This window comes from Salinarchaeum laminariae (genome assembly GCF_023204835.1).
Lineage (GTDB): Archaea > Halobacteriota > Halobacteria > Halobacteriales > Salinarchaeaceae > Salinarchaeum > Salinarchaeum laminariae.
Genome location: NZ_CP096270.1, coordinates 2,082,798 through 2,095,995, shown reverse-complemented (window position 1 = coordinate 2,095,995; position 13,198 = coordinate 2,082,798). Strand labels below are relative to the sequence as shown.

Sequence of the window (13,198 nt, the reverse complement as noted above, 5' to 3'; positions counted from 1 at the left end):
CACATCCGTCTCGTCGATCCCACTGCCTCAGGCCTCCGGATCATCGGAACCTTCGTCGGAACCACCGTCAGACGACACTTTCCACTCACCCAGCTCCTTGGGATCGACGTGAACGAAGACGTCGTCGACGGAATCGAGATCCCGAATAGACTCGACGACAGCCGACTCGATGTCGTGGGCTTCCGCGAGCGTGCGATCGCCCTCTACCTCGATGTGCAGCGAGACGTCGATCTCGGGGCCGACGTAGTGTGCGATCACGTCGTGGACCCCCTCGACGTCGGGATGCGCATGGGCGCGAGCGAGGATCTCCTCACGGAGCGGCTCGGGCGGGGCAGCGCCCAGCAGATAGTTGAGGTTGTCCCGGACGATGTCGATCCCCGAGTAGCAGACGAAGATGGCGACGACGCCGGCGGCGACCGGATCGAGGATCGGGTAGCCCACCTGCGCGCCGGCGACGCCGAGCAGCGCGGCGCCGGAGGCCAGCACGTCGTTACGATTGTCGACGGCGGTCGCTGCGACCGCCGGTGAGTTCTCACGCTCGGCGACCCCCTTGCAGTACCGGTAGAGCCACAGCTTCGCGACGATGGCAACGATGAGCACCGCGACCGCGCTGGCGCCCGCGGGGGCCTCTACACTCCCTGCGAGGACAGCGGTTACAGCACCGTAGAGGATGGCGAGTCCGGCGAGGATAATCGCGCCCGCGATGAACAGCGAGACGAAGGGCTCGATTCGCTCGTGGCCGTGTGGATGTTCGAGATCGGGCGGCTGCGTCGTCAGGTAGAGCCCGGCGAGGATGACGAGGCTGTAGGAGGCGTCCGCGAGGCTGTTGACCGCCTCGGAGCCGACCGCGAGCGATCCCGAGAGATACCACGCGCCGGCCTTTGCGAGTACCAGCCCGACGTTGACGGCGAGTACGACGGCTCCCGCCCGCCGGAGCGCCTGACGACTCGACACGCGCCACGGTTGGCAGAGGCGCGTCAAGGGGGTGTCGGTCCAGGCGACGGTGGGAATCGCTGTCGCGTCCGGCGCTCAGTCGGCACGATCCCGACAGCTGTCGATACCGTCGGCGATAGCCACCCACAAGAAATTAGTCGCGTGATACGTTTCTGTACAACAGCGTTAGCAGTGACGGACTATCTCCCCTACTCTGGCTCCGCACTCGACATCGCCGTCGTCTACGCCGTCGTCAGCGGTGCCTGGATTCTCGTGTCCGATCGGCTCGTCGCGGCCCTGATTGTGGATGCACAGCTGTCGAACACGGTGCAGACGGCGAAGGGATGGCTGTTCGTCGCTGGCTCGTCCGTCTTTTTGTTTGTTCTCGTCCGACACGGTCAACGATCCAGGCGACAGACGAACCAGCGACTGGACCGTGCGCTCCAACAGACGACCGTTCTCCACCGGATTCTACGGCACAATCTCCGGAACAGCTGTAACGTTATCGCGGGCAATACGGAGCTCGTCGCGTCCCACGTCGACGAAGATGGTCGTGGCCCCGATCCACAGTCCGAAGCCCATCTGGAGACAATCCGAGAGCAGACCGAACAGCTCGTGTCGATCACGGAGAAGACGCGACTCCTCAGAGATCTCGTGCTTGAGGAGACCAACGAGGAACCCCTCGATCTGGTGGCGCTCGTCGAAGACAGGATCGCCGTCACCGGCGGACGGTATCCGAACGCGTCGTTCACGGTCGACGCGACCGACCACTTCGAGCTCGAGGCCGATCCACGGCTTCAGGAAGCCATCGACGAACTACTCGAGAACGCGGTCGAACACAGCGATCGCGATTCGCCGTCCGTGCGCGTCGCGCTGAACCGTCAGCCAAATGGAACTGTCCACGTCGACGTCGCCGACGACGGCCCCGGAATGCCGGAGATGGAGCGGGCGGTGCTGGAGGAAGGGATGGAGAGTCCGATGTTCCACTCGGAGGGGCTCGGTCTCTGGATCGCGCGATCGGTCGTCGTGCAGGGCGACGGCGAGATTTTCATCGTCGACAACGAACCGCGTGGGACGGTCGTCAGGATCGTCCTCTCCTGATCAGTTCCCAGAAAACAGTGCGGAGCGGCCGTTGGAGTGGCCCTTTGGATAAGTAGTCGGGATTAGTCGAAGGAGATCTGAACCGCCCGAGCGGCGTCGTCACCCGGAACTGTCGCACCCTTCTGCTCCGCGAACGCCGCGTGAAGCCGATCGTACGTGGCCTCGAGGGCCTCGACGATCACCGTCGTGTCCGATATGACCGGCATGAAGTTCGTATCGCCGGTCCAGCGAGGCACGACGTGGGTGTGGACGTGGTCGTCGATGGAGCCACCGGCCGCGTCGCCGCCGAGATTGAGGCCGACGTTGAACCCCACCGGGTCGAACGCCGTCTCGAGCGCGTCGATCGTCCGTGCTCGCAGTTTTGCGTGATCGAGCATCACCAGTTCGTCGAGATCGCGGAGATCACCGCCGTGGGGCGTCGGGATCACCATAACGTGCCCCGGGCTGTATGGGTAGTTGTTCAACATGACGAACGCGTGCTCGCTCCGGGCCACGATCAGGTTCTCGCGATCCTCGTCCATTTCCGGGAACTCACAGAAGACGCACTCCTCGACGGTCTCGTTTGTGTCCTCGCGCTCGATCCACTCGATGCGCCAGGGGGCAAACACCTGGTCCATGCTCGCCACCTCGCGAGCCGGCACCAAGGGAGTTGTCGTCCGGCGAGGCTGCCCCGCCGACCAGTCCCCGGTGAGCGATCGGAGGAGGTCGTGAACCGCGGTGGCACTCGAGGCACCGGATCGGTGAGCGCGCGGCGGTCCACTGTGTCGCAGCCGAGAGGTGGAGAACCTCTTTTAAACCTTTGGTCGACCATCGGCGCTATTCCTGAAACAATCCCCGAGAGAGCGTTTTGAACGATATAGACGCGTCTCGACCACTGAACCGAGATATACCGGCGCCGTCGTGCGATGAACGGTCCAAAACTCCCCGAACGGACGAGGGTACTTATACTCCGAGTTGGCGGAGTAATGGATGGCATGGCGACGACTGACGGCGCATTCGACGGGCTCGACGAGTACTGTGAGGCATGTGAAGCGGACACTCTCCACCAGGTGTCCGTGCAGATCCTTGCCGAGAGCAGGAACCCGGAGAACGCGGAGTTCTCACGAGAGCCCTATCGAGTCGCCGAATGCCAGCGGTGTGGCCAACGCGACAGTCAGCGGATGAACAACGCCTGAGGGCACCGCCTGCACGGCGAGAGACAGGCGAGCACTCTGGCGAATCCGTCACGTCAGACGCCCGATGGGCACACCGTGGGGACCCCTTGGCACCACTCTCACTTCCCCAATTTCCGATTTTGCCGGATCCAGATACTACCCGTAGCGACGCTCGACCCCAGCTACTCGGCCGAACCGCCGCCCTCCGTCGTCAACGATCCAATTTCGTGAGCGATCGCAGACGCCTGGTCTGGCGCGAGCGCGACCTCGATCTCGTTGCCCTCGTCATCGGCGAAGGCCAGCTTGATGCGCTCGTCGCCGAAGGGTCGCGCTTCCGCGGCGTCGACGTCGTATAGTTTGGCCGTTCCTGCTTTGTTCGTCGCGCCGACGTTCTTGATCGATCCCTCCTTCAGTTCGATCATGAACTCCTCGAGCTGGAGTGATAGCACGCCCGTGACCACGACGCCGGCGGGAAAGTATCCGTGGGTCCGGTAGCGGCCTCGCGGAAGCAATCGAGTGGCTAAGCAACGAATCACCTATCGACCGAACCCGTTCGTCCCCGATCATTAGGTGCCGGGGGTCGTGACTCACACTGTGTCCAGTGCAGCGACGGTCTCTCGTGGCGCTCGCGGGTTCGTACTGGCAGGAGCCGTGTTTCTCGTACTCTGCACGCTGGCCGCGTTCACCGAAGCGCCGCGCACCACGGTCGTCGCGATGGGGCTCTACGGCTTCGTGTTCCACACCATTTTCGGGAAAGCGTATGGACTGCTACCGGCGTACTTCGACCGCGAGCTCGCGCTCCCGCGGGCGCCACTGACCCAGCTTCCCCTCTCGGTGGCTGGAACGCTCTGTCTCGCAGTGAGCTCAGGCATCATGGCAGCGGAAAAGCTTCCGATCGAACCGAGCACGGCCACAGACGTCGGGGCGCTCCTCTGGGCGATCGGTGCAGCGGCGTTTCTCGTGACGATCGCGCTGACGATCCGCGACAATATGACGGGCGCCGAGACCGGCACGGCCGACTCGAAAGCCCATCTCGCTAGCCTCGACCGCGTCGCGAACGCGGCGATGCCGATCGCACTCGGCTATCTCGCGATCGCCACCTACTCGCTGGCCGGGACGGTTCTCGACCTACCCGGACCGATCGACAGCTCGATCGGGATCTCCCACCTTCTCGCCGTCGGCACCGCAGCCCTGCTGGTGTTCGCGATCGGCGCTCGCCTGCTTCCTCGGCTGCTTCGCGCCGACGTTCCAGATCCGATCGTCTGGGTCGTGCTCGCGAGCGGTGCCGCGGGCCCGGCGCTGCTGGTCGGCTGGTTCGATCTCGGGATCGGAGCACGATCCGCCGACGGACTGCTCCACGGTGCGATCGCGCTGCTTGCGGTTGCCGTGCTCGGTCACGCAGTACTGGTCGGGCTGCTCGTGCGACGGGCTCCGGCGCCACGGCTCGGCGCTTACGGGGTGGTCGCTGGAGCCATCGGCGGCCTCGTGACGGTCGGCGCTGGCGGCCTGATCGGGCTCGGCGAGCGGCTGTCGCTGATTTCGATCCACCCGCGGCTCGGACTGCTCGGATTCCTGGGCCTGACGATCCTCGGCGTCGTCTACCACTTCTACCCGCCCGCAGTCGCTGGCGAGCGTGGTGAACGGGCCGCCGAAACCTCGATGCTCCTTCTCGGTGGCGGACTCTCGATCGAGTTAGTCGCCGTACTCGCTGGCGACGGACGACCCGGCGACACCGTCGCACTGGCGATCGACGCGGGCCGCGGACTGGCGGTGCTCGGCGCGCTGGCCTACGCCGGACTGTTGCTCGCGATCGTGGCCCAGCGGTACCGCTGAATCACTCCGCAGCCTCGATGGCCTCGCGCCACTCCGCGACGATCACGTCGCCGCTCGAGGCACCGATCCGCTCGGCACCCGCCTCGAACATCGCCGCGGCCTCCGCCCACGAGCCGATGCCGCCGCTGGCTTTCACCGGCAGATACTCCGCCATCACCGCGACGTCGTCCGCCGTGGCACCACCGCCGTTGAACCCCGTCGCGGTCTTGACGTGCGAGCAACCGGCCTCCGCTGCGATCTCACAGGCACCCTCGAGCTCCTCCTGATCGAGCAGCGGCGCACAGACGATCGCTTTCACGGGCAGATCAGTCGCGCCGACGATCTGTGAGAGATTCTCGCGGACGGTCGCCCCGTCGCCAGCCGTGATTCGCCCCACGTTTACGACGGCGTCGAGTTCGTCGGCGCCGTCGGCGGCTGCCGTTGTGGCTTCGCTGACCGCGCTTTGCGGAGTGTACTGGCCGTGAGGAAAGCCGACGACAGTGACGACCGCACCGCCACTACCTGCTCCGAGGACGGCTGCAGCGCGATCGACGTAACACGGTGGTACGCAGACGTTCGTGCCGAGACGGTCGGCCGTCGCCGCCGCTCGGTCCACGTCGGCCGGCGTGGTGGTCGGTCCGAGCACGGTGTGATCGATGCGTGTCGGAAGATCGGGTAGCGCCGCGGGATCGTCCGCGATGCTGCTGCGACCGTGGGGTCCGGAGCCGGTCATACCGGCGAGTCGGTCGCGACCCAGATAGTCGTTCGCGATCGAACTCGAACCCGTCCGCCCGCGGTTCACTTCTTGCCGGATTTCGCGTTCCCGAATTCCACGGACGTGGTACCGTGCCATTGCCACACGATATCGTTGCCGAACCCCGTTCGTTATATATCTCCCCCGTGTTGCCTTGAGAATAATGAACCCGTCTGTCGTGGTTGGAGCAGCCGGGGGCGGTCCGATCGTGGGGACGATCCTGCAGGTGAGCGGGGTGCTCCCCGACGGGTTCGGGCTGCCACCCCTGCCGTACGTCGCGGCGTTGCTACTCGGGCTGCTCACGGTGGGCGCACTGCTCTGGACGCTATCGCCGCCAGTAACGAACGCGACGGTCGTCGCACTCGCACCGTGGATGATGACCGGCGGCGTACTCCACGGACTGCATCAGGTTCGAGAGTTTCCGGGCTGGGTGGAGCCACTCTTTGGAACACCGGCAGTCTACGCGACGGTCTCCATCGTTGCCGGCTCGGTCTGGGTGATGACGACGCTCTACTCCGCGATGACCCAGGGATCGCCGAACCGACATCTCGGCGTGATCGGTACCGGCGTCGTGGTGACGTTCACGATTCTCGGCCTCATCGAGGCGTTCCAGAACGGCACCCTCGATACGCTCCCGGTAGCGGTGACCATCGCGGCGACGGGCGTCGCGGCAGCGATCACCTGGGCGATCATCGGGGTGCGCTTCACCGACTCCGCGGCGCTCGCGTCGTGGACCGGGATGGTCGTCGTCCTCGCCCACGCCCTCGACGGCGTCTCGACGGCCGTCGGCTACGACATGCTCGACGTGCACGAACGCTCGCCCGTGTCCGAACTGATTCTCGACGCGGGTTCTGCCCTTCCGACTGCGGAGTTCATCGGCGCAGGCTGGCTGTTCGTGCTCGTGAAGCTCCTCGTCGCCTCGGCCGTCGTCGTCCTCTTTCGCGAGTGGCTTCGGGAGGAGCCCCAGGAGGCTCGACTCGCCCTCGCCGCGGTCGCTGCTCTCGGCCTCGGGCCGGGTATGAACAACGTGATTCTGTTCGCCATCTCGGGCTGAGTCGGCTCGTATTCGGGCGATCGCCGCCGTGCGGTAGCTTCCGGACGTCGTCCGGAGTGGACCGGCCGATTTTTCTCACGGCCGCACGGACGATCGAGCAATGACCGACGTCCTCGTCGCCGGCCACGTCAACTGGGACGTGACGCTCGTCGCCGACAGGCTGCCGGGCGCCGACGAGGAGGCAGTGATCCGCGAGCGACATCGAAATGGTGGCGGCAGCGCAGCGAACGTCGCGAGCGGGCTTGCAGCCCTCTCAGTCGAACCGACGCTACTCGGGAGCGTCGGCGACGACGAACCAGGCCGGCTCGTTCGAGAATCCCTCGCAGAACGCGGCGTCGACGTCGACGGCGTCCAGATCGTGTCCGGAGAGACGAGCACCAAGTACCTGCTCGTGACGGGCGAGGACGTCAGCGTGCTCGGCCTCGACGGCGTCAACGAGGCGCTGGACCCCGAAGACGTCGGAGCCGAGGACGTCGCCGACGTCGATCACGTCCACCTGACTGGCCAGCGCGTGGGAACGGCCGAGCGACTCGCCGCACTCGCCGTCGAGGCAGGCTGCTCCGTGAGCCTCGATCCGGGCCGACGCGCTGGAGAGCGGGCGTTCGACGGCGTGATGAACCACGTGGATCTGGTGTTCGGCACCGATCGGGAGATCGCAGCGCTGTTCGACGAATCTGGCACTGACCGCGACGACGAAGGAAGGACGGAAGGGGGGACGGAGACTGTCACTCCAGACGACGCGATCGTGGTCGAAACCAACGGTGCCGGCGGTGCGACCTGTTGCGATCCCGCGAGCGGAGAGCACTCCCATCCAGGCTTCGAGGTCGAGGCCGTCGATACGACTGGAGCAGGCGACGCGTTTGTCGCGGGCTTCCTCTCCGTCTGGCTCGACGGCGGAGAACACGGACGAGCGCTCGAGGTCGGGAACGCCTGCGGCGCGATCGCGAGCCGGCAGGTGGGCGCACGCTGTGACCTCGATCCCGACGTCCTTGCGTCGTTTCTCGAGTGAGGATGGAGTGGTGGGATTTTTCTCGCGACCCGGCCAAGCCGGGGTATGGCAAAGCAGCCCCACCTTCTCGTCGAGGAGGGCGACCTCACGGACGTCGCGCTGGTGCCCGGAGATCCCGATCGCGTCGAGCGGATCGCCGAGCACTGCACCGACGTCGAGTGGGTCGCCTCGAACCGAGAGTACACGATCGCGAACGCGGTCTACGAAGACAGGCCGCTGACGATCTGCTCGACGGGGATCGGCAGCCCCTCCGCGGCGATTGCCGCCGAAGAGCTGGCCGCTGTGGGGGTCGATACCCTCCTGCGAGTCGGGACGACTGGTGCGCTCCAGTCCGGGATCGAAATCGGCGACATGGTCGTCGCGACCGGCGCGGCGAAAGACGAGGGGACGACGAAACGCTACGAGTCCGCGACCGTCCCGGCGGTGGCGGATTACGACGTTCTGACCGCGCTCGTCGACGCCGCGCGAGCCAACGACGAGGCCGTCCACGTCGGCCCGATCGCGACGGACGACGCCTTCTACGCCGAAACGGAGGCCTACGTCCAGGACTGGGAAGACGCGGGCATGCTCGCCGTCGAGATGGAGGCTGCCGCGTTGTTCACGCTCGCCCGACGTCACGACATGCGAGCGGGTGCGATCTGCACCGTCGACGGGAATCTCGTTGAGGGGACGCAGAAGGGCGAAACCGACGACGAGGAGCTGCCACCCAAGGCCCGCGACAACGTCGACCGAGCGATTCACCTCGCCCTCGAAGCGACGACGGACCTGTAGCTCCGACCCTGGAACCCCAACCTTGGATTCCACCCGGGGCTCCGGCCCTGGAGCCCCGACCCCAGAACTCCGATAGCGACTGTCGCTCACCGGATCCCGGACCGAACGGGCCAAGGCACCTGAGTACGGAGCCGTCAGATAGCTGAGACCGATGGGTAGGGTCCGCGACGGTCTTCGACGGCTACGACGACGACTGCGCCGGATCGAACGGCGCGAACAGTCGGCGCTCCGTCGGTGGATCGAAGACACCGACAACATGATTCACGCGTCGGTTCTCCTGTTCGTTCCACTGACGATCGCCGCCGTGACGGCGCTCGCCAACTCCGTCCCCTCACTTTCGTTCCTGCTCTTTCCGCCGCTTGCCTCCGGCGCATACACGCTCTTTGCCGATCCGGAGGGTCGCTACGCCTCGCCGATCCGGTTCGTCGCGGGGCTCACGATCGGCGCAATTTGTGGCTGGATCGCGCTAGTTACTCTCGGGAGTCCCGGCAGTGGGGATGTCAACGCCTGGGCTGCAATGCTCGCAGTGCTCCTGACCGGCGGGGCAACGTGGGCGCTCGACGTCGAGGAACCGAGTGGGTACTCCGCAGCACTCCTCTTGCTCGTCCAGGAGGCGCCGCCGACAGTCTACGTGATCAGCGTCGCGATCGCCAGCACGATCGTCGCTGGCGTCTACGTCGCCTGGCACGACACGATCTACGAGAATCGTGCGGAGTTCCTCTACGCGACGACCGGCCGAGACGACGACGTACTCGTCCCGATGGTCGATGGATGCGAGTCGATCGCTCGACTCGGCGCGCGGATTGCGAGCGGCCACGACCAGGGCCGACTCGTGTTGCTTGGCATCGCGAACGGGCCCGAGGAACGACACGCGGACGGTGAACAGCCTGAATCAGGTGACGGGGATTGCGTGGGGGCCAGTGATGCGCAGCGGCCCGACCCCGAGCACAGCGGGTCGCCCGACGCCGAGAGAAAACAGCCTGTCGATGCCGGAACCGTTTCTGGCGGGGACGAGGACGACGCTCGGGGCACGCACGGCAACGAAACTCCCGGTGACGATGGCAGCGAAGACGCCACACACAACGACCCGGAACGGCCCGCCGAGCAAGCGATCGTCGACCGTCTCGAAGCGCAGGCCGACGAGCTCCGCGACGCCACCGGCACGAACTGCCAGGTCGTCGTGGCTCGTGGCTCCAACCCCGCCACAGTTACTCGGGAAACCGCCCGCGAAACGGGCTGTGACCTGATCCTGGCACCGTTCCACGGCCCCGACGAGGACGGGTTCGTCACGTCGCTGTTCGCGAGCGAACTCGACGTGGCGGCCGCGCGCGTCGATCGGGAGCGCTGGCTGCAGGTGCTCGTCCCGATCCGGTCGGCCGGCGATCTCGCGCACCGCAAGGTGGATCTCGCCCGACGAATCGCCGGTCCGGCGGGCCGCGTGACAGTCGCCCACTGTATCGACTCCGAGACGGAGCGGCGCAAGGCAGAGGCGATGTGTGCCAACGTCGTCGACGCCTACGAGGGCCGATTCGGAACGCTCGTTGCCCGCGCCGACGTTCAGGAGTTTCTCGGCGATCACGCGCCGGCGAACGATCTGATCGTTCTCGGTGCGAGCACGGACCGTAGTCCGGTGTCGCGGATGCTCTCACCTCCGACGTACGAACGCGTCCACACCGTCGATACGGACCTCCTGGTCGTTCACGCTGGGCGGCCCTGAACCGGTTCGCGACCAGGCCGTCGGGAGTCCCGGATCTGGAGTCCTCGTGAGTGGACGCTCCCCCTGGCCGGCGCTTTGCACCCCTCGCACGTCGCCGGCTCGCCGTTGCCGGTACTGGTTTATCCGTGGCGTCGTTGCCACAGTGCATGAGCCTCCCCTCCGAGTTCGTTCTCGGCCTCTACATCGGACTGCTGACGGGGATCATCCCGGCACTCGTCTCGGGCGTTCTGGGCTTCGTGTTCAAATACTTCACCGGCGTGACGCTGCCTGGACTCGGAGTCGTCGTTCTCGCCGTGGCGATCGCCGGCGTCAACGGCGGGCTGCTCGGACTGATCGACCCGACGGTCTCGCAGTCGCCGCGCCTGCTTGTCGCCCTCGTCGTGATCATGATGCTCGCACTCTACGCGCACAACCAGGGCGACAAACTGGGGGCGACGATGCCGAGACGATTCTCCTTACGGTCGCTACGCAAGCAGACCCTCTCGGCCGACGTGATTAGCGTCGTTGGCGGGATCGGCCAGGTGACGGTGACGCCAGTCGGCGAGGTCGACGACGTCGAAGGGTATCCGCCACTTGGACCCGACCTTCGCGCCGAACTCTCGGAGGGCACCTGGGATCTGCCCGCCGACCTTCCCATCTCCGAGCTCGAGACGCGTCTCGAGGATCGCCTTCGCACCGACTACGATCTCGCCGACGTAACCGTCTCGATGGACGATCGGGGGCAGGCCTCCATCGCCGCGGCGCCGCCGATGGGCGGGCTCTCACGTCGGGTTCCCTCCGGGCACCGTGCCGTCTCGGTCGCGGCGCTCGTTCCGACGGGGATCGCCCGCGGCGAACTCGTACGGATAGAGGTCGGCAACGAGCGCTTCGACGGCGTCGTCGTCTCCGCTCGATCGGCGTCAGCGAGCGGGTCTGGGAGTTCGACCGCGACCGACGGCGGCGCCCCGGTCGCGTCCGGGAACGGGGGCCACCTCCTGACCGACGGCGGTGGTTCCGGTGACGCAGCGTCGATCCTTCCGGCCACGACGTCGGCACCGACCACGACTGGCGGAGACGGCCGCGTGACCGTTGCGCTCCCGCGATCGCGGGCACTTCAGTTGCTCTCCCACGATCGAGCGCGCATCGTCGTTCGATCGCGTGGCCGGCGACGCGAGTTCGAACTACTCTCCCTGTTCCGACGCTCGGGCAAGCGTATCGCGAAGCTCACGGTGACCGCCGGTGGGCCCCTCGATGGAACCTCGATCGGCGAGGCGGCCGTCCGGGACAGATCCAACGTCGCAGTGCTCGCGGTTCGAAGCGTCCGATCCGATACTGGCAAGCGAACCTGGACGTTCTCCCCCGACGGCTCGACGACACTGACGGCCGGCGACGAACTGTTCGTCGTCGGATCCCGCGGTGCGATCGACGCGTTCCAGGGTGAGGCCGCGTGATCCACGAATCGGTCGACGTGGTGCCAACCGCGGCCCGTATCCTCGCGATGGGGATCGGTGCGGCAGCCGTGGCAGCGGTGGCCGCGTTCGTCTATCGCTGGTACAGCGGCGGCTCGATCCCAGAGGGCGTCCCGGTCCTCCTCGGCGTCTCCATCGTCGCGACGGCGCTGAACACGACGGCGACACTCCAGAAGAGCCTCGTCGCGGACCAGCTCGTTGGCGGGTCGGCGGCGGGATTCACGCTGGCTGCCTTCGCAGCAGGTGCCATCGCGGCCGACGCGGGGCGGCGGTTCGGCGAGCGCCTCGCCAGCGACTTGCCGCAGTTGGATACGGTTCGAACGATGGAGTCCGACGTCGGCTCGCTGGTCCGTGCTGCCGGTCGAGTCATTCGCGTCCGCGTCCCCGAGACGATCGAGGACATCGACGGCTACGAGCCGGTCCCGGCCGACGTCAAGGCCGATCTCGCGGGAACGACCTTCCTGTTTCCCCGCCGGATGACCGTCGGCGAGCTCCGGGAGCGTCTCGTGGAGCGGCTCAAGCGCGACTACGAGGTGGGACACGTCGACGTCGAACTCGACGACGAGGGCGGCGTCGAGTATCTCGCGCTGGGCCGTCGGCTCGCCGGCGTCGGCCAGACGCTCGCGCCGGGAACGGTCGCCGTGGCTATCCGGGCGGATCCAGCGTTCACGGCCACGCCTGGCGATCGCGTACAGATCTGGCAACCGCCCGAGCGGGATCAGGTCGATGCTGCTGGTAGTGACGGCACTGCAACAGAGGGTGGCTCGGCTACGCAGGGCCAGGACGGCGTTGCCGCCGAGACTCACGACGGATCCACTGAGCACCGCGAAGGACCCGTTGAACCCCACGAGGGGTCCACCGGGCAGCCCCAGGACGAACCTGGGGGCGACCCCCGCACTGCCCCCGGCGATCAGCAGCCGGAATCTGGTACCGTCGACGAGTCTCCGAGCGAGCCGACACAGATCGCGACTGGAGAGCTTCGGGCCGCCGTCGGGGACGTGGTGACAGTAGCCGTCGACGACGCGGACGCCGACCTGCTGGAGGACGACGTTCGGTATCGACTGCTGACCCTCCCCGCCTCGGTCCAGACCGAGCGGGAGTTCGCCTCGCTGCTCCGGAACGCCGAGGAGACGATGAGCTCGGTCGCGGTCGTGGCAGGGAGCGATCTCGACGGACAGCCCGTCGAGTCGATCGAGCTGACCGTCGCCGCGCTCCAGAGCAACGGTGACGTCACTGCGATCCCGGCCGGCGATCGAATCCTCAGCGCTGGCGAGACCGTCTACGTCGTCGGACGGCCGGAAGGAATCCGAAAGCTGGAGGCGCGAGCGGCCACCAGTAGACCCGATTCCGCGACGTCGGACGAACGAACCGAAGGGCCGGCGACCCCGCCGAATCCCGACGATTGATCGACCGACGCGACCCGACATTCCTTTGGGCTGGCACAC

Annotated in this window: 13 protein-coding genes; 9 read left to right on the top strand and 4 right to left on the bottom strand. The window is 66.6% G+C overall.

Annotated features, from left to right (window positions below):
• Positions 1-27 precede the first annotated feature (27 nt).
• Complete coding sequence (locus tag MXF70_RS09800; RefSeq protein WP_248515455.1) at positions 28-954, bottom strand: cation diffusion facilitator family transporter; 927 nt, start codon at positions 952-954, stop codon at positions 28-30.
• A gap of 171 nt (positions 955-1,125) precedes the next feature.
• Between MXF70_RS09800 and MXF70_RS09795 the strand changes: the two genes are divergently transcribed.
• On the top strand, positions 1,126-2,034 hold the full coding sequence (locus MXF70_RS09795) for a sensor histidine kinase (RefSeq protein ID WP_248515454.1): 909 nt from the start codon (positions 1,126-1,128) through the stop codon (positions 2,032-2,034).
• 62 nt (positions 2,035-2,096) lie between these two features.
• Here the strand turns inward: MXF70_RS09795 and MXF70_RS09790 are convergent, their stop codons facing one another.
• Complete coding sequence (locus MXF70_RS09790; protein WP_248515453.1) at positions 2,097-2,651, bottom strand: HIT family protein; 555 nt, start codon at positions 2,649-2,651, stop codon at positions 2,097-2,099.
• 357 nt (positions 2,652-3,008) lie between these two features.
• Here MXF70_RS09790 and MXF70_RS09785 point away from each other — a divergent pair, with 357 nt between their 5' ends.
• Positions 3,009-3,209: a DUF7835 family putative zinc beta-ribbon protein gene (locus MXF70_RS09785; RefSeq protein ID WP_248515452.1), complete on the top strand. Its 201-nt coding sequence runs from the start codon at positions 3,009-3,011 to the stop codon at positions 3,207-3,209.
• 161 nt (positions 3,210-3,370) lie between these two features.
• Here MXF70_RS09785 and MXF70_RS09780 read toward each other — a convergent pair whose 3' ends face one another.
• The gene (locus tag MXF70_RS09780) at positions 3,371-3,637 is read right to left on the bottom strand and encodes a hypothetical protein (protein ID WP_248515451.1); all 267 of its coding nucleotides are present in this window, start codon (positions 3,635-3,637) and stop codon (positions 3,371-3,373) included.
• A 133-nt stretch (positions 3,638-3,770) separates the two neighbouring features.
• On the opposite strand from MXF70_RS09780, the gene MXF70_RS09775 reads away from it, so the two are divergent.
• A complete protein-coding gene (locus MXF70_RS09775) occupies positions 3,771-5,021 on the top strand; it encodes a hypothetical protein (protein WP_248515450.1) in 1,251 nt (416 codons plus the stop codon).
• 1 nt (position 5,022) lies between these two features.
• On the opposite strand, the gene deoC is transcribed toward MXF70_RS09775, so the two are convergent.
• Positions 5,023-5,733 carry a deoxyribose-phosphate aldolase gene (gene deoC, locus MXF70_RS09770; protein ID WP_248515449.1) on the bottom strand — a complete coding sequence of 237 codons (711 nt, stop codon included), beginning with the start codon at positions 5,731-5,733 and terminating at the stop codon, positions 5,023-5,025.
• A 184-nt stretch (positions 5,734-5,917) separates the two neighbouring features.
• On the opposite strand from deoC, the gene MXF70_RS09765 reads away from it, so the two are divergent.
• The 6 genes from MXF70_RS09765 (at position 5,918) to MXF70_RS09740 (ending at position 13,159) form a co-directional block, all read left to right on the top strand.
• The gene (locus MXF70_RS09765; RefSeq protein ID WP_248515448.1) at positions 5,918-6,808 is read left to right on the top strand and encodes a DUF63 family protein; all 891 of its coding nucleotides are present in this window, start codon (positions 5,918-5,920) and stop codon (positions 6,806-6,808) included.
• A 100-nt stretch (positions 6,809-6,908) separates the two neighbouring features.
• Positions 6,909-7,817 (top strand): ATP-dependent ribose-1-phosphate kinase, encoded by a 909-nt coding sequence (locus MXF70_RS09760; protein ID WP_248515447.1) that lies wholly within the window; start codon positions 6,909-6,911, stop codon positions 7,815-7,817.
• A 45-nt stretch (positions 7,818-7,862) separates the two neighbouring features.
• Entirely contained in the window at positions 7,863-8,588 is a 726-nt protein-coding gene (locus MXF70_RS09755) for a nucleoside phosphorylase (RefSeq protein ID WP_248515446.1), read from the top strand.
• Positions 8,589-8,739: 151 nt separating this feature from the next.
• Positions 8,740-10,305 (top strand): HPP family protein, encoded by a 1,566-nt coding sequence (locus tag MXF70_RS09750; protein WP_248515445.1) that lies wholly within the window; start codon positions 8,740-8,742, stop codon positions 10,303-10,305.
• A gap of 146 nt (positions 10,306-10,451) precedes the next feature.
• The gene (locus MXF70_RS09745; RefSeq protein ID WP_248515444.1) at positions 10,452-11,735 is read left to right on the top strand and encodes a potassium channel family protein; all 1,284 of its coding nucleotides are present in this window, start codon (positions 10,452-10,454) and stop codon (positions 11,733-11,735) included.
• A complete protein-coding gene (locus MXF70_RS09740; RefSeq protein ID WP_248515443.1) occupies positions 11,732-13,159 on the top strand; it encodes a DUF8167 domain-containing protein in 1,428 nt (475 codons plus the stop codon). Before MXF70_RS09745 ends, MXF70_RS09740 begins: the two co-directional genes overlap by 4 nt.
• Positions 13,160-13,198 lie beyond the last annotated feature (39 nt).